Here is a 19,774-nt window from a genome sequence, read left to right as displayed (position 1 = left end):
CACAAACCGGACACGCCGGGTCGCGGAACAACGTTTCTGCTGGTCACCGCGGTAGGGCCGACTTTTGAAGCGGCGAAGCCGCTTAGCCCACGCACACAGCTTGCACCGCCGCGGGTTCTCAGACGTCGTCTGGCGAGGACGGCCCGTGGCATTCATGAGTCGGGGATCCGCAGTCCAGACGGCGCCTGAGGTTCCGCCACCCGCACCGCTGCGCAAAACAAGCGCAACGACCTCTTTCGCACCCGAAACCGCTCACGGGCGGTGAGCAGGCAGAACCAGTCAGTACTGGGTGGCGAGGTCGCCCGCGATCGACGCGATCCGAGCGCCGTACGGCGCAGCAGGGGAACCGGCGTCCGGGTCGCTGAGCACGACGACCAACTTGCCGCTACGCGCCTGGCGCACCGACTGCTCGGTGCCGTCCGGGCGCCGCACGTCGCCGGGCGAGGTCCGGTCCGGCGGCATCGTGCCCACCGTGCCGACGATCACTGTGACGCTGCCCGTCGAAGCCCCGTCGCGCAGCGCGAACGAAGCCGTCCGCGCGCCGGACGGGCAGGGCTTGGCGGCGACCGGAGCCGTCCCGGCCGCCTCGGGCAGCTGCCTGGTCACCGCGACCGCGAGCTGCGCGTCCGGCCCGCACCCCGAGCGGTCGCCCAGGACGACCGGCCCGTCGTCGCGCGGGGAGATCGAGGCGCTCTGCGGCACCGACTTGCTCGCGACGTTGCTGGTCTCCGACTGCCCGAACAGGCCGGTCCCCAGGCCCACGCCGCCCACCAGCACCGCTGCCGCGGCGACCGTGCCCCCCACCGCCGCCATCCGGCGGCGAGCCGTGATCCGCCGCGCGGCCCGCGCCACGTCGTGCTCGTCGAACGACGACGGAGGAACGGACTGCACCGAATCGCGAAACAGCTCTTCAAGCTTGCGCTCGTCCACCTACCCGCACCTCCTCACGCCGACCGCAGGTCGCCGAGCTCGTCGCCCAACGCTTCCCGCAACGCCGCCAGCCCCCGGGCGCACTGGCTCTTCACGGTCCCCTCGCTGCACCGCATGACGGCCGCCACCCCCGCGACGTCCAACCCCTCCAGGAATCGCAGCACCAGCACCGCGCGCTGCTTCGGCGGGACCTTCCGCAGGCCTGCGAGCAGGGTCTGCTTGGTCGCCACCGCGTTGTCGACGTCCGGCGAATCCACCGGGCGGTCCGGCAGCACCTCCGCGGCGCGCTCCCGCCGCCACGGCCGCCGGGACTCGTCAATCACCGCGCGGGTCAAGGTCCGGCGCACGTACGCGTCCAGCGCGCCCTTGTCGCGAACCTTGCGCCAATGCCGGTGCAACGCGATGAAGGCGATCTGGGCGAGATCGTCCGCGCGGTGCCAGTCACCGCACATCATGTACGCCATTCGACGCACCGCCTCCCGCCGAGCCACGAAGTACTCCGCGAACTCCTGCTCTTCGCGCTGGTCCACGCGGAACTCTCCGCTCGTTTCGTGCCTGCACCTGTAGGACGGGATCGCCGGCCCCAACCGTTGCACGCCCCGATGCCGTCGATCCACCCCGAAATTGATACCGCAGTCGCCGCATCCGTGTCCGCAGGGTTGTTGCCTTAACCCCGGGTGGATGTGATGTGATCTGTTCGTGACCAACACGGCACCGATCGACCTCCGCTCCGACACGGTCACGCGTCCCGACGAGCAGATGTCCGCGGCCATGGCCGCCGCGGAAGTCGGCGACGACGTGCTAGACCACGACCCGACGATGCGCGCGCTCGAGGAACGTGCCGCGCAACTGCTCGGCACCACCGCAGCGCTGTGGGTGCCGAGCGGCACGATGGGCAACCTGATCGCGCTGATGCTGCACCTGAAACGCGGCGATCGGTTCCTCGCGCCGCGCGGCTCGCATGTGCTGCACCACGAGCTCGGCTCCGCCGCCTGGCTAGCCGGCGGCATGCCGGACCCGCTGGAGTGGAGCGCCGGCCCGGGACGCCCGACGGCCAAGGCGGTGCGGGCACAAGCCAACGTCGCCATGGGCTACGACAAGCTGAACACGACGCTGTTGTGCCTGGAGAACACGCACAACGGCGCGGGCGGCGCGGTGATCCCGCTGCACGAGCACGCCCAGCTGGCGGCGGCTGCGCGCGACAGCGGGCTGCGGGTCCACCTCGACGGCGCCCGGGTCTGGAACGCCTCGGTGGCGCTCGGCGTGCCGCCGGCCGCGCTGACCGTCGGCGTCGACACCGTGCAGGCCTGCCTGAGCAAGGGGCTCGGCGCCCCGGTCGGTTCCGTCGTCGCAGGTAGCGAGGACTTCGTCGGGGAAGCCCGTCGGGTGCGCAAGATGCTCGGCGGCGGGGTCCGGCAAGGCGGCGTGCTGGCGGCGGCCGGACTCGTCGCGCTGGACCGGATCGACGCGCTCGCCGAGGACCACGAGAACGCCCGCGCGCTCGCCGAAGGACTGGCCGAGATCGGCTGGGACGTCACCCGGCCGCAGACCAACATCGTTCTTGCGGCGGTTCCCGATGTGCGGCTGACCGTGGAACGCTTGCGCGCGGCCGGGGTGCAAGCGGTGCCGATGAACGGGCAGGTCCGGTTCGTGACGCACCGCGACGTATCCACGGCCGACATCAAGGAAGCGCTGCACCGGATCAGCGAAGCTCGGGTCTGAGAACCTGTTCTGTACTGCGGTGCGCGCAGGTGGGCCGAGAAGGATCGAGAACGGGTACTGGGCTCCAGTCTGGAGGACGCATGGTGCGCTGGGTCGTGTTCGACTACGGCGAGGTGATCAGCCGACGCACGACGGCGCTGCCCGCGATCGCGGCGCTGCTCGACGCGGATCAACCGGAGTTCAAGGAGGCCTACTTCGCCGAGCGCTTCTCCTACGACTGGGGCCGCCCCGACCTGGAGTACTGGCAGGCGGTGGCGGCGAGGCTGGGCAAGAGCGTCGACGCCGAACTGTCCGAGCGGCTGACCCGCGCCGACGTCGTCGGCTGGTCGGAGACCGTGCCGGAATCCGTGCAGCTGCTGGAAGACCTGCACCGGCAAGGCGTCACGATGGCGGTGCTGTCCAACGCGCCGTCGTCGTTCGGGCGAGCGGCGGAGCAGACGAACTGGGCGCGGCTGTTCAAGCACCTGATCTTCTCGGGCGACCTGCGCCTGGCAAAGCCGGACGCGGGGATCTACCGGGCCCTGCTCGAAGCGCTCGACGCCCCGGCGGAGGAGTGCCTGTTCTTCGACGACCGCCAGGAGAACGTGGACGGAGCCAGCGAAGCGGGCCTCCACGCGGAGCGCTGGCAGGGCGCGGAAGCAGCCCGAGCCACCCTCCGAACCCACGGCGTCCTCCCCTGACCCCCGAGTACCGAAGGGCTTACTAGGTCAACGGTGCCCTTCACTCATCACTTGATCGGGTGGAGCGGTGCGGTGAGGGGCACCGTTGGGCGGCACAGCCGCTTCTTCAGGCGGCACAGCCGCTCAAGGGTGCCCCTCACCGCGTTCCAATCGAGGGTCAGGGTTTGATCTGCTTGCGGTCCCGGGCCCAGCCAATCGCGGCGGTCGCGACGAAGAGCACGCCGCCGATCACGGCGAGCCAGAACAGCCCCTTGATGACGAAACCCGCCACCGAGATCACAAGCCACAGCAGCAACAGGCCGCCGATCACCTTCCACAACATCGCAAGCACCTCAGCTCGACCGCGCCGGATCCCGTCGTGCCTCCAGCGTGCCAGACAACCGGCCCGCAGCGGCCTCCCGAAAGCCCATACCAGGGAAAACTCAGGGAACCCCGAGACCAGCGCTCCCACCGGTCGGAACCCATGAGCGTTTCTGCGCGCCACAGCGTCTAGCGGGAAGCGAACGGCCCGTTCACCTCGATAGGAGCCTGTTGCAAAATTACGCCCACCACGGACCGTGATCGATCGATCACGGCTGAGATGGCCACTGGCGGACAAACGGCGGCGATCGAGACTGATTTGGTACTTCGGTTCAGCCGTTTTCGCCGAAAACGCAACAGGCTCGACGACACAAACGGTCCGTTCGCTCCAACCAACGTCTTCCGGAACCGCCTTTGACAGCCCCGAAGTCAGGAGGCGTTTCGGAGCCAGCGGGCCAGGCGGTCCAGGGCTTCGGCGATGTCTTCGGTGCTCCCGGCGAACGACATCCTCAGGAAGCGGTTGCCCAGCACCGGGTCGAAGTCGACACCCGGCACCACCGCGACACCGGTTTCGTCGAGCAGCCGCCGGCAGAACCTCGTCGCGTCGTCGGTGAGGTGCCCGATGTCCGCCCAGGCGTAGAACGCCCCGTCGGCCGGGGCGACCCGGGTGATGCCGAGGTCCGCGAGTCCGTTCAGCAGTAGCTCCCGATTGGTCCGGTAGCGCTCGACGTGCGCACCGACCTCGGCGTAGGCGTCCTCGGAGAACGCCGCGACCGCCCCGTGCTGGGACAGCGCGGGCGGGCAGAGCGTGAAGTTCCCGGTCAGCGAGTCCACCGCGCGGCGCAGCCGCGGCGGCACCAGCATCCAGCCCAGCCGCCAGCCCGTCATGGACCAGAGCTTGGAGAACGAGTTCACCACGACCGCTTCGCGGGAGAACTCCCACGCCGAGTGCAGCGGATCCCCGTAGCTGAGGCCGTGGTAGATCTCGTCGCTGATCAGCTGCACGCCGTTGGTCTCACACCACCGCGCGAGCCCGGCCAGCTCGTCGCGAGAGAGCACCGTGCCGGTCGGGTTCGCGGGGCTTGCCACGATCAGCCCGCGCACCGGCTCGTCGAGTGCGTCCAGCATCGCCACGGTCGGCTGGAAGCGGGTCGTCTCGTCGCATGGCAGCTCCACGACCTCGCAGCCCAGTGCCGCCAGGATGTTCCGGTAGGCCGGGTAGCCGGGGCGGGCCAGCGCGACTCGGTCCCCGGCGTCGAAAGCGCCGAGGAACGCGAGCAGGAAGGCGCCGGAGGCACCGGTGGTCACCACGACGTCGTCGGCCTGGACCGCCAGCCCGTAGGACCGGTCGTAGTGCCCGGCGATCGATTCGCGCAGTTCAGGAAGGCCGAGCTGCTCGGTGTAGCCGAGCGCGTAGTGGTTCAACGCCCGCGCGGCGGCTTCGCGGACGGCCTTCGGCGCGGGCGTGGCGGGCTGGCCGGCGGCCAGCGAGACCACGTCGCCCTTCGACCGCTGCCGTGCTGCGGCCGTGGACAGGACCTCCATCACCTGGAACGGCTCGACGGCCGCCCGCTCGGCGACCCGCAATGCAGTGGCGCTGTCGAACATGCCCCCAGCCTGCCAGGTGCCCGGTCGGCCCCGGACACCTGGCCGCCCCTCGCTGTCCTCCGGTTGTGAAGTGGAGATGTCGAGTAACCACGTTCACGACCAGGAGGACGACACCCCCGCACCCCGGGCTATCTCGCGAGGACAGCCCCGACGCGACGTATTGGACATACCGCGCGTCGGGGATCCCGGAGCCGAGAAGGCCTCTGAGAGCCTGTCGGCGAATGCCGTCCGCGCCTTTGGAAGCGGCGTAGCCGCTTGCATTCACCTTGCCAAGACGACCATCGGCGGGTTCTGAGAGGTTTTCTGGCGAGGACGGCCCCTCCGCCGCGTATTGGACATACATCAGGAGGGGCACCCGCAGTCCAGGGAACCTCTCAGGTTCCGCTAAGCGACCACCCACCCAGACCATTCATCAACAGACTCTGACTGAGGGTCCGCCGCCGGCACCGCCATGCAAAACGGGCCTGGAAACAGGTGCCCGTCAGTAGCCCTGGTAGCCGCCGCCCTGGGACATGGACTTCAGGCCCGGGTGCCCTCCGAAGCCGCCGTAGCGGTCGAAGGTGTAGCGGACCCCGGCGATGATGTTGTCCACCGGATTCCAGATGTCGTCGTGCCCGGGGAGCTTGTGCGCCTGGAACGTCGGGTCGATGCACTGCATCAGGCCCTTCGACGGCGTTCCCTTCGCGGCGTTGGAGTCCCAGTCGTTGATCGCGTGCGGGTTGCCGCCCGACTCCTTCTGGATGATCGTCCAGATCTCGTCGATGTTGTCCTCGGTGACCGGGATGCCGTTGGCCTGCAGGATCTTGATGGCCTCCCGGATCCACTGCTCGACGTTGCCGGGCGGCGGACCGCTACTGGGCGGGCCACCGCTGGGCCCGAGGCCACCGTCGCCACCGCCACCGGCGCCGCCGGAGCCGCCGGATTCACCGCCCCCGCCACCACCGGCACCACCAGAACCGCCGGAGCCACCGGACGAGCTCGACTCGCCGCCGGGCGTGGCGGACTGCTGGTTGGTCTGCGAGGGCGGGGTCATGTCCCAGTCGACCTGCCGACCCGGGGTCGGCGTGAACGGTTGCTCGCCGGCCTTCGGCAGCGAGGACAACGCTCCGGTGAGCCCTGCCGCGGCGCCGCGCAACTCGCCCAGCGCGGCGCCGAGCTTCGAGTTCGCCTCGTCGATCTTGCCGGTGGCCTCCTGGGCATGGTCCTGCATGGCCTTCCTGATGGCCTCGTCGCGCCGTCCCGCCGCCTCCTCCTTGGCGGCCTGGTCGGTCGTTCCGGCGATCTCCTTCTGGTAGGCGTCCTCGGCGCGCCGCGCATCGGCCAGCGCCCGCTCGCCGATCGCGTTGGCCTGGTCTTTGGCGGACCGCACCGCCTCCGCCGCTCGGTCCAGCACGTCGGCCGAGCTCTGCAACGCCTCGCGGGCCTTGTCGAACCCGCCGGTCATCTTGCCCATGTAGGCGACGAAGGCGTCCGCGGAGGCACCCTCCCACGCCCCGTCGAGACTGCGCACAGACTGGTCTAGATCCCGCCCGTGGTCGCCGGTCTTACCGGCCGCCTGGCGCCAGCGGTTGCCGATCGCGCGGATATCCTCCGGCCTGCTGTCCTCGATCTTGCGAAGCTGCTCGGCGAGCTCGCCCCCACCGGGCTTGCTCGCCACCTCTCCCGAAATCCCCATCTGGTCCCCAGCTCAGCGGAACGATTCGACGTTCGCCTGGTCGATGTCCTCGACGGTGGTCCGCACCGCGTCGAGCGCGCTGCTCGCGCTGCGCAACAACTGCTCCCCGGCGTCCAGCTCCCGCTTGCCCGTGGCGTCGAGCTCGGTGATCGCGGACGCGAACGAACCCGCCGCTTCCAGCTCGCCGAAGATCGCGCCGTCGACGTGCTGGCCTTCGAAGCCGTCTCCGACCGCCCCGACCGGCCCGGCCTTGCCGTCCAACACCGCTCGGCAGTCCTCCAGGGCTTGCATGTTGTAGCCCGCCTGGGTCACCGCTCCTCCTCGCGCTCAACCCCGCACGTTCGACGGCGGGCACCGCGGCCCGGTTCCGCGGGCCAGAGCAAGGACATCAGAAAAACCCGCCCGGTGTCGGGGAATTCCCCATCACCGGGCGGATTTCAGCGAAGTTTCGAGCCGGTCAGGCGGTCGGAACGGATATTTCGCCCTGCACCGCGCGGAGCGCGATGTCGGTGCGGTAGTGCGAGCCGGGCAGGTGCACGCCCTCGACCCGGCGGTACGCCTCCTCGCGGGCCGCCGCCAGGTCCACGCCGGTGGCCACCACCGACAGCACGCGGCCGCCGGCCGAAAGCACCGCGCCGTCCTCCCGGCGACGGGTGCCGGAGTGCAGGACGCCCTGGACGTCGCCGCCCTGGATCACGTCGTCGACGCGCGGCCGCCCGGGGTAGCCCTCCGCGGCCACCACGACGGTCACCGCGGCACCGGACTCCCACTCAAGCGGCTGCTCGGCCAGCTCGCCGCGCGCGACGGCGTTGAACAGCGACGCCAGCGGCGTGCGCAGCAGCGCCAGCACGGCCTGGGTCTCGGGGTCGCCGAAGCGGCAGTTGAACTCGATCACCTGCGGGCCGCTGGAGGTCAGCGCGAGACCGGCGTACAGCAGGCCGGAGAACGGCGTGCCGCGTCGCGCCAGCTCGTCGACCGTCGGCTGCACGATGGTGCGCACCACGGTCTCGACCAGGTCATCCGGTGCCCACGGCAGCGGCGCGTAGGCACCCATGCCGCCGGTGTTCGGGCCCGCGTCGCCGTCGCCGACCCGCTTGAAGTCCTGCGCGGGCAGCAGCGGGACCACCGTGGTGTCGTCGACCAGGCAGAACAGCGACGCCTCGGGGCCGTCTAGGAACGACTCCAGCAGCACCGGGTGCCCGCCGTCGAGCAGCTTGAGCGCGTGCGCCCGAGCCGCGTCGAAGTCGCCGGTCACCAGCACGCCCTTGCCGGCCGCCAGTCCGTCGTCCTTGACCACCCAGGTGGGGCCGAAGTGCGTCAGCGCGGCGTCCAGCTTCGCCGGGTTGTCCACCACTTCGCTGTGCGCCGTCGGCACACCGGCCGCGAGCATGACGTCCTTGGCGAACGCCTTGGAGCCTTCGATGCGCGCGGCCTCCTTCGACGGGCCGAAGCAGGGGATGCCAGCCGCCCGGACCGCGTCGGAGGCGCCCGCGACCAGCGGGGTCTCTGGGCCGAACACGACGAGGTCGGCCTGCCACTTGGTGGCCAGCCCGGCCACCTCGTCCGGCTTCGCGACGTCGACGCCGTAGGTCTCGGCGAGGGCAGCGGTGCCCGCGTTGCCCGGCGCGCAGGCCAGCGCGGTCACGGACGGGTCGCAGGACAGCGCCAGGACGATCGCGTGTTCCCGGCCACCGCCACCGATCACGAGGATTCGCACAAAACGTGAGCGTAGAGCGTGCGGCACGCCACGTCGGCAATGCCCCCGCCAATCCTCGCGCGGATACCTCACGTGGGCTGGATCATCCGGCCGATCCCGGTAGTTCACCTGACCGTTGTCGCCGGGTCGCCGCGCCTTGCGTGAATGGTCGATTGCGGCGGTCAGTGTTTTGCCCGAATGTGCAGCGTTGATCGACATGCTGCGCGAGACACAGGAGGGCAAATGACGATCCGGGTACGCCTGACAGCTCTGTCCGTCGCGGGCGCAGCGGCATTGGGCCTGATCACCGCGCCCGCCATCGCCGCACCGAACCGGCCGCAGGACACCGACCAGGTGGCGGTCTTCGGGCACCGAGGTGCCTCCGGGTACCGGCCGGAGCACACGCTGGCCTCCTACGAGCTGGCGGCCCGGATGGGTGCCGACTACATCGAGCCGGACCTGGTGCCCACCAAGGACGGCGTGCTGGTCGCGCGGCACGAGAACGAGATCGGCGGCACCACCGACGTCGCCGCGCACCCCGAGTTCGCCGACCGCAAGACCACCAAGGTCATCGACGGCACCTCGATCACCGGGTGGTTCACCGAGGACTTCACCCTCGCCGAGCTCAAGACGCTGCGCGCCAAGGAGCGCATCCCGGCAATCCGGCCGAACAACACGATCTACGACGGCCGCTACGAGGTGTCGACGTTCCAGGAGGTCCTGGACCTGCGCGAGCGCCTGTCCCGGGAGCTGCACCGCGAGATCGGCGTCGCCCCGGAGACCAAGCACCCCAGCTACTTCGCCAAGCTCGGCCTGCCGCTGGAGCCCGGCGTTGTCGAGGCGCTGACCCGCAGCGGCCTGAACCGGCCGAACGCCAAGGTCGCCGTGCAGTCCTTCGAGGTGGGCAACCTCAAGGAGCTCGACCAGGTGCTGCGGGTGCAGCTCGTGCAGCTGATCAGCAACTCCGGCGCGCCGCAGGACTTCATCGCGTCCGGTGACCCGCGCACCTACGCCGACCTGGTCAAGCCGGAGGGCCTGCGGGAGATCGCCGGGTACGCGGACGTGATCGGCCCGGACACCAAGGTGATCCTGCCGGTGAACGCCGACGGCTTCCTCACCAAGCCGACCACCGTCGTCGCCGACGCGCACGCGGCCGGGCTCGAGGTGGTGCCGTACACGGTCCGCGCGGAGAACAACTTCCTGCCGGCCGACTTCCGGTCCTCGGCCGCCCCGGCCGCCTTCGGCGACGTCTTCGGGTTCTTCCGGGCGCTGTTCGACCAGGGCATCGACGGGATCTTCAGCGACCAGCCGGACATCGCCGTCACCGCCCGCGACGAGTTCGCCGCGACGCACCGCTGATCGGAACTCCGCTTCCGCTGCTCGAGCCCCGTGAGTGTTTTCGGGTACCACAACCCCCAGAAACACTCACGGGGCTGTTCTTTGTCTTTGAAGTGCCGAAGGCGCTTAGCCCACCTACGACACTTGGGTTCTCAGGCCGTGCTCGCCCACCCCGTCGGGGCACTTGGCGAGGCCAGTCCCCGATGCCGCGTATTGGTCGCAGGATGAGCTTGGAAAGAGGTACTACGGCCATCGGGCCGCCTAACCTGTCCATGATGGACGGAGGTGCTCGGTGGCCCAACTGCTGCTCGTCCTGATCGGTGCGCTGCTGGTCACCGCTGTCGCGCGGAGCCGCGAGATCGCCTCCCCGCTGCTGCTGGTCCTGGTCGGCCTCGTCGCGTCGCTGATCCCCGCCACGGCGCAGCTGGAGATCGATCCCGAGCTGCTGCTGACCGTCGTGCTCCCGCCGCTGCTCTACGCCGCCGCGCTGGAGAGCTCCTACACCAACTTCCGGGCTCGGATCGCGCCGATCGTGCACCACGGCGTGCTGCAGGTCGTGGCCACGTCGTTACTGATCGGCTGGCTGGCCTACACGCTCATCCCGGAACTGCCGCTGAACTCGGCGATCGTGCTCGGCGCGGTCATCGCGCCGCCGGACGCGGTCACCGCCGCCGCGGTCGGCCGCCAGCTGAAGCTGCCGCGGGGCGTGATGACGGTCCTCGGCGGGGAGAGCCTGATCAACGACGCCGCGGCGCTGACGATCTACCGGATGGCGATCGCCGCGGTCGTCGGCACCACGCCGACCCTGGCCCAGGGGGCGCTGGTGTTCGTGCTGGCCGTGGTGGACGGCGTCGTCCTCGGGCTGGTGTTCGGGATGCTCGCGCAGATCGCCCGGACCCGCGTGCCGGACGTGCAGGTGGCGACCGTGCTGGGCGTACTCGTGCCGTTCATCGCCTACCTCACCGCCGAGCAGCTGCACGGTTCCGGCGTGCTCGCGGTGGTGACCGCCGGGCTGTACGTCGGCCACAACCAGCCGCGTGCCCGGGCCGCCGGGCGGCTCCAGGAGCACACCGTCTGGGCGTCGATCAACCTCCTGCTGGAAAGCCTGGTGTTCGCTTACATCGGGCTGCAACTGCACTCCGTCGTCGCAACGCTCGTCGCTTCCGGGCGCAACATCGGCGCGGTGCTGGTGCACGCGCTGATCATCCTGGCCACGACGATCGGCATCCGGATCGTGTGGATGTTCTGCTCCAACTACCTGCCAGGTGTGTCGCAGCTGCTGGCCACCACCATGAAGCGTGGCGCCCGGTGGCGGCGCACGGCCGTGCTCTCGTGGGCAGGGATGCGCGGCGTGGTCACCCTCGCGGCCGCGGGCGCGATCCCGCACACCACCGGCACCGGTGAGCCGTTCCCGGCACGGGAGCTGATCCAGTTCATGGCGTTCGTGATCGCGGTCGGCACGATCCTGGTGCAGGGGACGACGCTGCCGTGGCTGATCCGCAAGCTCGGCGTCACCGACCCGGACGAGGCCGCGCGCGACGACCAGGCCGAGTCGGAGGCCCGCGTGACCGCGACCAACGCCGCCCTGCGCTACCTGGACGGGCTCACGCCCGGCGACCTGCACACCAGCCCGGAGCACTTCGACCGGATCATCGGCCGGATGCGGGCCCTGGTGGAGCACCAGGGGATGGCGGCGGCGGAGCAGGTCGGGCGCACGCCCGACGAGCGGGCGGACACCGCGAGCAAGGTGTTCTCCGACCTGCGCCGCGACCTGATCGAGGTGCAGCGCTCGGCGATGGCCGACGAGCGGGACGCGGGCAACCTCGACGACGAGGTGCTGCGCCGCGTCCTGCGCGAACTGGACCTACAGGAAGCCGCCCTGGACAGCTCCTGGCGAAACCGCTGACCGCAGTTCCCCGCAATTTCAATGGAAATCGAAGATCCGATTTCCATTGAAATTGCGGAAGTTATCCACAGCCGTCGGCGTGTCGGCGTTCGACACGCCGACGATCCATGATTTCCATTGGGCTTTTTTCATCCTGATCTTGGCTGGTCAGAGGGTGTGGTCGTGGGTGGCGTGGTGTGGGCGGGCTGGCCAGGGCCATGATCATTTATCAAGATCATCTGACGGTGGCCGTGGTCGCGGAGAAGATGTGACGATGATCATGGCCGGTTGGCTGCAACGAGAGTGCCCCCGGCGGGGTTGGGGAGTGTGTGAAAACCCAATCCAGCCCCGCCGAGGGCACCGAACCCATTGTGTACCAAGCCCAACTTCCCGTGTCGAGGGCCACGATCGACTACCTCGCCTCGCTGATCACCACGCACTGCAGGAAAATCCGCTCTCGCTGGCGCAAGGTGACCCCTGGTACGCAGGCGATCATCGTGCTCGCGGTGCTGCGTCACGACCAGCGGCTGCTGGACATGGCCGGCGGCAACAGGGTGTCGGCCTCGACGATCCGCCGCTGGGTGCTGGAGGTCATCGACCTGCTGGCCGCCCGTGCCCCGCGCCTGGACCGCGTCCTGAGCAAAGTGGCCCGCGGCGGGGGTGAGGTCGTGCTGCTGGATGGCACCCTGGTGCGCACCCAGCGCCGCACCGGCAAGAACAACCGGCGCAACTACAGCGGCAAACACAAAGCCCACGGCCTGCTGTTTCTCGCCCTCACCGACCACAAAGGCAACCTGTTGTGGTTCTCTGCGGCCAAACCAGGGCGGGCCTCGGAAGTCACCACCGCCCGCCACAACAACATCACCACCGCACTCCGGGACGCCGAACTCGGCGCGATGTGCGACCTCGGATTCACCGGACTGGAAGACGACCCCGACGAACCCGTGATCATCATCGGCCGCCGCGCCGCCCGCGCCCACCCGCTCACCGACGCCCAGAAACAAGCCAACCAACTCGTTGCCCGCGAACGCGCCACCTGCGAACACGGCTTCGCCGACCTCAAAAACTGGCGCATCCTCACCCGCCTACGCATGCACGCAGCCAACGCCACCCGCCTACTACGGGCCCTGCTGGTGCTGACCAACCTCGAAATCACCCGCTGACAAACGATCATCAAAAATGATCATCGCCCCTGACCAGCCCACACACACCCCACCCCACCCCGTCAACCCCCCACCACCAGAACAAACAGGATGAAAAAACCCCATTGAAATCGAAGATCCGGTTTCCTTGGGCCTTTTCAGCGTGGCCGATCCGGAGCCGCGATGCTGGAAGCCCCGTGGCGCGGGGCTGCCGCAGGCGGGGCTGCCGCCTTGGCCCACCCTCGCAACCGGCACCGCCGCGGGTTCTCAGCGGCCTTCTCGCCAGGACAGCCCGGACGCGACGTATTGGTCATACGTGTGTCCGGGATCCTGCAGCCGAGAAGGCCGCTGAGGTTCCGCCACCTGGAAACGTTCGTTGAAATTGCGGTTCAACTCACGCCATGGGGTGGCGGACGATGGTCTGGTCGCGGCCGGGGCCGACGCCGATCGCCGAGATCCGCGCCCCGGCGAGCTCCTCGATCCGCTCGATGTAGGCCTGGGCGTTGGCCGGCAGGTCCTCGAAGGTGCGCGCCCCGCTGAGGTCCTCCCACCAGCCCGGCATCTCCTCGTACACCGGCACCGCGTGGTGCACGCCGGTCTGCGTCATCGGCATCTCGTCGACCCGCTCGCCGTCCACGTCGTAGGCGACGCAGATCGGGATCGTCTCCAGCCCGGACAGCACGTCCAGCTTGGTGAGGAAGTAGTCGGTGATCCCGTTGACGCGGGTCGCGTAGCGCGCGATCACCGCGTCGAACCAGCCGGTGCGCCGCGACCGGCCGGTGGTCACGCCGAACTCGCCGCCCTGCTTGCGCAGGTTCTCGCCGGCCTCGTCGATCAGCTCGGTCGGGAACGGACCGGCACCGACGCGGGTGGTGTAGGCCTTCAGGATGCCGATCACCGCGTTGATCTTCGTCGGGCCGATGCCGGAACCGGCGCAGGCACCACCGGAGGTCGGGTTCGACGAGGTCACGAACGGGTAGGTGCCGTGGTCGACGTCCAGCAGGGTGCCCTGCGAGCCCTCCAGCAGCACGGTCTCGCCGCGCTCCAGCGCCTCGTTGATCAGCAGCTTGGTGTCGGCGATGCGGCTGGCGAACTGCTCGCCCTGGGACAGCACGGTGTCCACGACCTCGTCGACGTCCAGCCCGCGACGGTTGTAGACCTTGACCAGGATCTGGTTCTTGATGTCCAGCGCGGCCTCGACCTTCTGCCGCAGGATCTTCTCGTCCAGCAGGTCCTGCACCCGCACGCCGACCCGGGCGATCTTGTCCTGGTAGCAGGGCCCGATGCCGCGCCCGGTGGTGCCGATCTGCTTCTTGCCGAGGTACCGCTCGGTGACCCGGTCGATGGCCACGTGGTACGGCATGATCAGGTGCGCGTCGGCCGACACCAGCAGCTGCGAGGTGTCCACACCGCGGCCCTCCAGCCCGGCCAGCTCCTCCAGCAGCACGCCGGGGTCGACGACGACACCGTTGCCGATCACGTTGGTCACGCCGGGGGTGAGGATGCCCGACGGGATGAGGTGCAGCGCGAAGTCCTGCCCGTCCGGCAGCACCACGGTGTGACCCGCGTTGTTGCCGCCCTGGTAGCGGACGACCCACTGCGCCTGCTCACCGAGCAGGTCGGTCGCCTTACCCTTGCCCTCGTCGCCCCACTGGGCGCCGATCAGCACGATCGCCGGCATGTGAAACTCCAACCTGGATTGGGTGGTCGCCAGCGTGACCGCACGCTTCGCCCGCTCCCACCACGGGGTATGCCGGTCGATCAGGGTAAACCAGGAGCGAAACGTGAGTACCACCGCATTGTCCTGCGGAAACGTCGAGTGCGCAGCGCGCCCGTCCGGTGACGGAGTGCAATGGTTCGACGTCCCGGCCACGCCGGGCCGCGACGACGTGGATCCGCTGGTCGCCGACACCGAGGAGCGGCTGGTGGTGCACGGCACCGACGCCGACCTCGCGGCGGTGGTGCTGCGCCTGCTCCGCAAGAACCGGCTGGCCGACCTGGTCGTCGGCTACGTCCCGGTCGCCGACTCGCCGGCCGCGCGGCTGTGGGGGCTCCAGGTCGGCGACTTCGACCGCGCGCTCACCGCGCTGCCGCGCCCGGCGGCGTTGATCAGGGACGATTCGGGCGGCGTGCTGCTCGGCGAGGGGACGATCGAGCCGATCACCGGCCAGGTGTATTGCGACGACGAGCAGGTGCTCAACGGCGCTGCGGTAAGCATCACCATCTCGCCGGACCCGGCCGCCACGCCGTTGCCGGAGCCCACCGCGGATCCGCTGAGCGCCATTCTCGAGCCGGCCGCCGACGGCCTGCTGGTCACCACCATCCGCCGCGGCCTGCTGCGCCGTCGGCGCGACGTCACGCGTGGTCGCGCGGTGCAGGCGTCGTTCCGCTCGGCGACGGTGCGCCGCGACGGCGTGGCCCATCCGCGCCCGATCGAGAAGTGGGTCTGGTACCGGCACACCGAAGACCTCCAACTGGCCCGCTGAAATCAAAACTCCGCATTTCGACCAAATAGGATCCGATTTCACCCGAAATCGGGATCCCCTGATGCACAACGCGCTGACCTGCGTCAATCCGGGCCGGATGGGCCCGAAATCACCCATTCCAAACGGGACGAGCGCCGACGGAACCAACTCGGCGAGCCGCAATTCCGGTGACTTCCGGAACCGGTGTGCCGGATTGGTGCGAAATTAACCAGGCGGTGGCACGATCGGTGGCGGTTTCACGCCAAGTTATCCGTCGGTCACGCTCCGGCATTGTCTCGGCCACCTGCGTGGGCAATGGTCAACACGGACACCGACGAGACGCTCATGCGGAGGGAAGCCATGAGAGGCCACCGATCGTTGCGCGCGACCCTGACCGCCCTGCCCCTGGCGGGTGCCCTCGGCCTCGCGCTGGCCGTTCCGGCCAGCGCCGAGCCGCCCGGCATTCCCAGCCCCGAGACGGCGAAGACCGAACTCGCTGAGCTGACCGTCGCGCCGGAGGGCTCGATGGACGGCTACAGCCGGGCGAAGTTCCCGCACTGGATCGAAGGCCCGGACGGCTGCAACACCCGCGAGGCGGTGCTCAAGCGTGACGGGAAGGACGTGGCGGTCGGCTCGGACTGCTACCCGACTTCCGGCAGCTGGTTCAGCCCCTACGACGGTGGGACCTGGACCAAACCATCCGATCTGGACATCGACCACGTCGTGCCGCTGGCCGCCGCGTGGCGCTCCGGTGCCGCGAAGTGGACCCAGGACCAGCGCCAGGCGTTCGCCAACGACCTGGAAGGCCCGCAGCTGATCGCGGTCACCGACAACGTCAACCAGGCCAAGGGCGACCAGACCCCGGACGAGTGGATGCCGCCGGAGGCCGGCTACCACTGCAAGTACGCGTCGATGTGGGTCGGCACCAAGCACAAGTACGAGCTGACCGTCACCGACGCGGAGAAGTCCGCGCTACAGAAGGCCCTCGACGGCTGCTGATCAAGAGGTGCCCCGATCAGCGGCGCACCGCCCTGTCCGGACCTGGCCGGCGCGGCACTGCGCGAAATCGCCGTCCGAACGCGTCGGGTCCTGGCAGGACATACTTGGGACATCCGAGGCGTCGTGAAGAGGGCGGTTCGATGTCAGACCACGCAGAGCGCGCAGCGGTGCTGCGTTCCGAGGTAACCGCGCCGCCGGGCGGGGTGATGACCGACGAGGTCGGGGTGATCACCGGCGACCTGGAGCTGGCCACCGAATGCACCGACGGCGACGTGACCGTGTGGGTGCGCTATGCGGGCGCCGCCGAGTGGTACCGGCTCTCGGCAGCCGACTGCCACCTCCACGACCCGCGCGATCACGGCGCGCTGCACACCGCCCTGGTAGCGGTCCTGCACCGCCCCGATGCCGGCCTACGTGGCTGAGCGAGGGGCCCTCACCCGGACTTCTCCTCGGGGTGCAGGGGCGGTAGGGCGGCGATCGCTTCGATTCGGCTGAGACCCGTGGCCTGCAGGAGGTCCACCGCGATCGAGCGGACCTGCATCACCACCACCTGCATCGAGAAGTCCCCCTCGCCGAGGAGCTCCACTGTGGACTTCTTGGCAACCGACCGGGCGGTCTCGCGGGTCTGCAGCGGATCCACACCGCTGGCCAGCTCGTCGCGCAGCAGCACCACGGCGCCCGCCAACTCCTCCAGGAGCCCCGGCAGCGGGCGGGGCACCGGCTCGCCGTCCCGCAGCGCGGCGAGCGCCCGTCGCGCCAGCACGCGGGTGTTGCGCAGCGCGCGGTCGATCGGCGTCGCCGCCGTCTCGTAGCGCTCCAGGTCGCCGCGCCGCCGCCACCGGATGGGCGCGAACCGCGCGATCTCCTGCCCGGCCTCCAGCGCGGTGCGGAGTTCTTCCACGTGCTTCTGGCTCTTGCGCGCCTTCGCGAGCACATCGGTGGCGAGATCGCGGTCCTGCCGCGCCACCGCGTTCCCGACACCGCGCAGCGCGTCGGCGAGGGCACCGAGCACGAGGCGCCCGTTGCGGTGCGCCACGGCGAGCGGGTTCGCCGGCAGCAGTGCGGCGACCACGAAGCCGACCAGGCCGCCGATCGCCGCGTCGATCATGCGGGTCAGCCCGCCCGCGCTGGCCGGTGGCAGCAGCGTCGCGACCAGCACCGACGACGACGCGGCCTGCAGCACGATCACGACTCCGCTGTCCAGCAGCACCGCGGTGCTCATGGCCAGCGCGACGACCAGCGCGATCTGCCAGGCGCCGGTGCCGATGAACGAGATCAGGATGTCGCCGACGCCGATCCCGATGCTGACGCCGACCACCAGCTCCAAGGCCCGCCGCATCCGCTGGCCCAGCGAGACGCCGAGCGAGATGACGGCGGCGATCGGCGCGAAGAACGGGGCCGGGTGCCCGAACAAGTGGCGCGCCAGGAACCACGCGAGGCCGGCCGCGATCGCGCACTGGGCGATCGGAACGCCGGTGCGCATGAGGCGGCGCAAGCGGCGGACGAGCTCCTCGCGCAATCGGTGCACGGTGGACATTGTCCGGCAGATCCCGGCGCAATCCGAGCGTCACCGAAGTGATCCTCGCTTGATCTTCGGGTGCGCGACCGGACCGGTCGCGCACCCGAGGACTCCGCTCAGGCCAGGCCGTTCGCTTCCAGGGACGCCGGGTCGCTGTCGGCGAGCAGCTGGCGGCAGCGGTCGAACTCGTCGGCCTCGCCGATCTCCTTCGCGGCCTTCGCCAGCGCCGCGATCGAGCGGAGCACGCCCTGGTTCGGGGCGTGCCGCCACGGCACCGGCCCGAAGCCCTTCCAGCCCGCCTTGCGCAGGGCGTCCAGGCCACGGTGGTAGCCCGTGCGGGCGTAGGCGTAGGCGGCGATGTTCTCGCCCGCGTCCAGCGCCGACTCCGCGAGCGCGGCCCAAGCGGCGCTGAAGGTGGGGTGGTGCGCGGCGACCTCGGCCGGGTCGGTGCCCGCGGCCAGTTCGCCCTGCGCCGCCTCGTTCTCCGGCAGCAGGGTTTCCGGCGGTTCCAACAGGTTCCTCGTCATGCCCCAATCCTCCCAGGCGCGAAGACGGCCCGTCCGCCACCAGGCGAACGGGCCGTCGCGCTCCGCGAGGTGCCAATTTCGCGAGAAATTGCGCCATCTCCGGGTGACGGGCGCCGCAACGCTCTGTCACCACCCGGGCTCCCCGCCATGGGGCCGGGCCAATTTCGCGAGAAATTGACGTTCACCCCGGTGACGGTCAATTTCTCGCGAAATTGCGCACCCTCCGGGTGACGTCAGCCGGCGAGCATGCGGCCGGCGGACTTGAGGTTCTCGCAGGCGTGGGCCACGCGGGCGGCCATCGCCTGCTCCGCCACCTTCAGGTAGCTGCGCGGGTCGTAGGCCTTCTTGTTGCCGACCTCGCCGTCGATCTTCAGCACGCCGTCGTAGTTCTTGAACATGTGGTCCGCGACGGGCCGGGTGAAGGCGTACTGGGTGTCGGTGTCGATGTTCATCTTCACCACGCCGTAGGAGACCGCCTCGTGGATCTCCTCCAGCAGCGAGCCGGAGCCGCCGTGGAAGACCAGGTCGAACGGCTTCGAGCCGGCCGGCAGGCCCAGCTTCTCGGTCACCACGTCCTGACCCTGCTTGAGGATCTCCGGGCGCAGCTTGACGTTGCCCGGCTTGTAGACGCCGTGCACGTTGCCGAACGTGGCGGCCAGCAGGTAGCGGCCCTTCTCGCCGGCGCCGAGGGCGTCCACGGTCTTCTCGTAGTCGCCGGGCGCGGTGTAGAGCTTCTCGTTGATGTCGTTGGCGACGCCGTCTTCCTCGCCGCCGACGACGCCGACCTCCAGCTCCAGGATGATCTTGGCCTGGGCAGCGGCCGCCAGCAGTTCCTGGGCGATCTCCAGGTTCTCGTCCAGGTCGATCGCGGAGCCGTCCCACATGTGCGACTGGAACAGCGGGTTCTCGCCGCGGTTGACCCGCTCCTGGCTGATCTGGATCAGCGGCCGGACGAAGCCGTCCAGCTTGTCCTTCGGGCAGTGGTCGGTGTGCAGCGCGATGTTCACCGGGTACTTCGCGGCCACCACGTGCGCGAACTCGGCCAGTGCGGTCGCGCCGGTGACCATGTCCTTGACCTTGGTGCCGGAGGCGAACTCGGCGCCGCCGGTCGAGAACTGGATGATGCCGTCACTCTCGGCCTCGGCGAACCCGCGCAGCGCCGCGTTTAGCGTCTCCGACGAGGTCACGTTGATGGCCGGGTAGGCGAATTCGCCCGCCTTCGCCCGGTCCAGCATCTCCGCGTAGACCTCGGGGGTCGCGATGGGCATCGGTCGTCCTCCTCGGGTGG

19 protein-coding genes are annotated in these 19,774 nt (G+C 69.7%); 8 read left to right on the top strand and 11 right to left on the bottom strand.

From position 1 onward, the window contains the following. Positions 1-279: 279 nt before the first annotated feature. Positions 280-930 (bottom strand): hypothetical protein, encoded by a 651-nt coding sequence (locus DL519_RS31570; RefSeq protein WP_190820215.1) that lies wholly within the window; start codon positions 928-930, stop codon positions 280-282. Between the two features lie 14 nt (positions 931-944). Beyond that, complete coding sequence (locus DL519_RS31565; RefSeq protein WP_190820213.1) at positions 945-1,460, bottom strand: SigE family RNA polymerase sigma factor; 516 nt, start codon at positions 1,458-1,460, stop codon at positions 945-947. A 169-nt stretch (positions 1,461-1,629) separates the two neighbouring features. Between DL519_RS31565 and DL519_RS31560 the strand changes: the two genes are divergently transcribed. Together DL519_RS31560 and DL519_RS31555 are read left to right on the top strand one after the other, a co-directional pair. After that, positions 1,630-2,652 carry a threonine aldolase family protein gene (locus tag DL519_RS31560; protein WP_190820211.1) on the top strand — a complete coding sequence of 341 codons (1,023 nt, stop codon included), beginning with the start codon at positions 1,630-1,632 and terminating at the stop codon, positions 2,650-2,652. Positions 2,653-2,732: 80 nt separating this feature from the next. Continuing rightward, entirely contained in the window at positions 2,733-3,332 is a 600-nt protein-coding gene (locus tag DL519_RS31555; RefSeq protein WP_190820209.1) for an HAD family hydrolase, read from the top strand. A 157-nt stretch (positions 3,333-3,489) separates the two neighbouring features. On the opposite strand, the gene DL519_RS31550 is transcribed toward DL519_RS31555, so the two are convergent. The 5 genes from DL519_RS31550 to purD all read right to left on the bottom strand — a co-directional run bounded on the left by DL519_RS31550 (position 3,490) and on the right by purD (position 8,632). Next, positions 3,490-3,654, bottom strand: coding sequence for a hypothetical protein (locus tag DL519_RS31550; RefSeq protein ID WP_010312751.1), 165 nt, complete (start codon positions 3,652-3,654; stop codon positions 3,490-3,492). A 407-nt stretch (positions 3,655-4,061) separates the two neighbouring features. Continuing rightward, positions 4,062-5,240, bottom strand: coding sequence for a pyridoxal phosphate-dependent aminotransferase (locus tag DL519_RS31545; protein ID WP_190820207.1), 1,179 nt, complete (start codon positions 5,238-5,240; stop codon positions 4,062-4,064). A gap of 481 nt (positions 5,241-5,721) precedes the next feature. Continuing rightward, positions 5,722-6,915 carry a WXG100 family type VII secretion target gene (locus tag DL519_RS31540; RefSeq protein WP_190820204.1) on the bottom strand — a complete coding sequence of 398 codons (1,194 nt, stop codon included), beginning with the start codon at positions 6,913-6,915 and terminating at the stop codon, positions 5,722-5,724. A 12-nt stretch (positions 6,916-6,927) separates the two neighbouring features. Continuing rightward, a complete protein-coding gene (locus DL519_RS31535; protein ID WP_190820202.1) occupies positions 6,928-7,227 on the bottom strand; it encodes a hypothetical protein in 300 nt (99 codons plus the stop codon). 145 nt (positions 7,228-7,372) lie between these two features. After that, a complete protein-coding gene (gene purD, locus DL519_RS31530; RefSeq protein ID WP_190820201.1) occupies positions 7,373-8,632 on the bottom strand; it encodes a phosphoribosylamine--glycine ligase in 1,260 nt (419 codons plus the stop codon). Between the two features lie 222 nt (positions 8,633-8,854). On the opposite strand from purD, the gene DL519_RS31525 reads away from it, so the two are divergent. The 3 genes from DL519_RS31525 (at position 8,855) to DL519_RS31515 (ending at position 12,997) form a co-directional block, all read left to right on the top strand. Continuing rightward, entirely contained in the window at positions 8,855-9,970 is a 1,116-nt protein-coding gene (locus DL519_RS31525; RefSeq protein ID WP_190820199.1) for a glycerophosphodiester phosphodiesterase, read from the top strand. Between the two features lie 271 nt (positions 9,971-10,241). Continuing rightward, entirely contained in the window at positions 10,242-11,855 is a 1,614-nt protein-coding gene (locus DL519_RS31520; protein ID WP_190820197.1) for a Na+/H+ antiporter, read from the top strand. A 308-nt stretch (positions 11,856-12,163) separates the two neighbouring features. Then, positions 12,164-12,997: a transposase family protein gene (locus tag DL519_RS31515; RefSeq protein ID WP_190813279.1), complete on the top strand. Its 834-nt coding sequence runs from the start codon at positions 12,164-12,166 to the stop codon at positions 12,995-12,997. Between the two features lie 373 nt (positions 12,998-13,370). Here DL519_RS31515 and DL519_RS31510 read toward each other — a convergent pair whose 3' ends face one another. Next, positions 13,371-14,657: an adenylosuccinate synthase gene (locus DL519_RS31510; protein ID WP_190820195.1), complete on the bottom strand. Its 1,287-nt coding sequence runs from the start codon at positions 14,655-14,657 to the stop codon at positions 13,371-13,373. A 103-nt stretch (positions 14,658-14,760) separates the two neighbouring features. Here DL519_RS31510 and DL519_RS31505 point away from each other — a divergent pair, with 103 nt between their 5' ends. The 3 genes from DL519_RS31505 to DL519_RS31495 all read left to right on the top strand — a co-directional run bounded on the left by DL519_RS31505 (position 14,761) and on the right by DL519_RS31495 (position 16,862). Continuing rightward, positions 14,761-15,462, top strand: coding sequence for a hypothetical protein (locus DL519_RS31505; protein WP_223839795.1), 702 nt, complete (start codon positions 14,761-14,763; stop codon positions 15,460-15,462). A 339-nt stretch (positions 15,463-15,801) separates the two neighbouring features. Further along, positions 15,802-16,440 (top strand): HNH endonuclease family protein, encoded by a 639-nt coding sequence (locus tag DL519_RS31500; RefSeq protein WP_190820193.1) that lies wholly within the window; start codon positions 15,802-15,804, stop codon positions 16,438-16,440. A 140-nt stretch (positions 16,441-16,580) separates the two neighbouring features. Continuing rightward, positions 16,581-16,862, top strand: coding sequence for a hypothetical protein (locus tag DL519_RS31495; protein ID WP_190820191.1), 282 nt, complete (start codon positions 16,581-16,583; stop codon positions 16,860-16,862). 11 nt (positions 16,863-16,873) lie between these two features. On the opposite strand, the gene DL519_RS31490 is transcribed toward DL519_RS31495, so the two are convergent. The 3 genes from DL519_RS31490 to fbaA all read right to left on the bottom strand — a co-directional run bounded on the left by DL519_RS31490 (position 16,874) and on the right by fbaA (position 19,754). Continuing rightward, entirely contained in the window at positions 16,874-17,977 is a 1,104-nt protein-coding gene (locus tag DL519_RS31490) for an FUSC family protein (RefSeq protein WP_190820189.1), read from the bottom strand. Positions 17,978-18,075: 98 nt separating this feature from the next. Further along, entirely contained in the window at positions 18,076-18,486 is a 411-nt protein-coding gene (locus DL519_RS31485; protein WP_190820187.1) for a DUF3151 domain-containing protein, read from the bottom strand. Positions 18,487-18,719: 233 nt separating this feature from the next. After that, positions 18,720-19,754: a class II fructose-bisphosphate aldolase gene (gene fbaA, locus DL519_RS31480; RefSeq protein WP_010312779.1), complete on the bottom strand. Its 1,035-nt coding sequence runs from the start codon at positions 19,752-19,754 to the stop codon at positions 18,720-18,722. Positions 19,755-19,774 lie beyond the last annotated feature (20 nt).

This window comes from Saccharopolyspora pogona, from assembly GCF_014697215.1.
Taxonomy (GTDB): Bacteria; Actinomycetota; Actinomycetes; order Mycobacteriales; family Pseudonocardiaceae; genus Saccharopolyspora; species Saccharopolyspora hattusasensis.
The sequence above is the reverse complement of the archived record's forward strand: the minus strand, read 5'-3'. Positions and strand labels throughout refer to the sequence as shown.

Coding starts and splice junctions, on each gene's coding strand:
- DL519_RS31555 (WP_190820209.1), top strand. CDS start 2,733: ATGGTGCGCTGGGTCGTGTTCGACTACGGCGAGGTGATCAGCCGACGC.
- DL519_RS31550 (WP_010312751.1), bottom strand. CDS start 3,654: ATGTTGTGGAAGGTGATCGGCGGCCTGTTGCTGCTGTGGCTTGTGATC.
- DL519_RS31545 (WP_190820207.1), bottom strand. CDS start 5,240: ATGTTCGACAGCGCCACTGCATTGCGGGTCGCCGAGCGGGCGGCCGTC.
- DL519_RS31540 (WP_190820204.1), bottom strand. CDS start 6,915: ATGGGGATTTCGGGAGAGGTGGCGAGCAAGCCCGGTGGGGGCGAGCTC.
- DL519_RS31525 (WP_190820199.1), top strand. CDS start 8,855: ATGACGATCCGGGTACGCCTGACAGCTCTGTCCGTCGCGGGCGCAGCG.
- DL519_RS31510 (WP_190820195.1), bottom strand. CDS start 14,657: ATGCCGGCGATCGTGCTGATCGGCGCCCAGTGGGGCGACGAGGGCAAG.
- DL519_RS31500 (WP_190820193.1), top strand. CDS start 15,802: ATGAGAGGCCACCGATCGTTGCGCGCGACCCTGACCGCCCTGCCCCTG.
- DL519_RS31495 (WP_190820191.1), top strand. CDS start 16,581: ATGTCAGACCACGCAGAGCGCGCAGCGGTGCTGCGTTCCGAGGTAACC.
- DL519_RS31490 (WP_190820189.1), bottom strand. CDS start 17,977: ATGTCCACCGTGCACCGATTGCGCGAGGAGCTCGTCCGCCGCTTGCGC.
- DL519_RS31485 (WP_190820187.1), bottom strand. CDS start 18,486: ATGACGAGGAACCTGTTGGAACCGCCGGAAACCCTGCTGCCGGAGAAC.
- fbaA (WP_010312779.1), bottom strand. CDS start 19,754: ATGCCCATCGCGACCCCCGAGGTCTACGCGGAGATGCTGGACCGGGCG.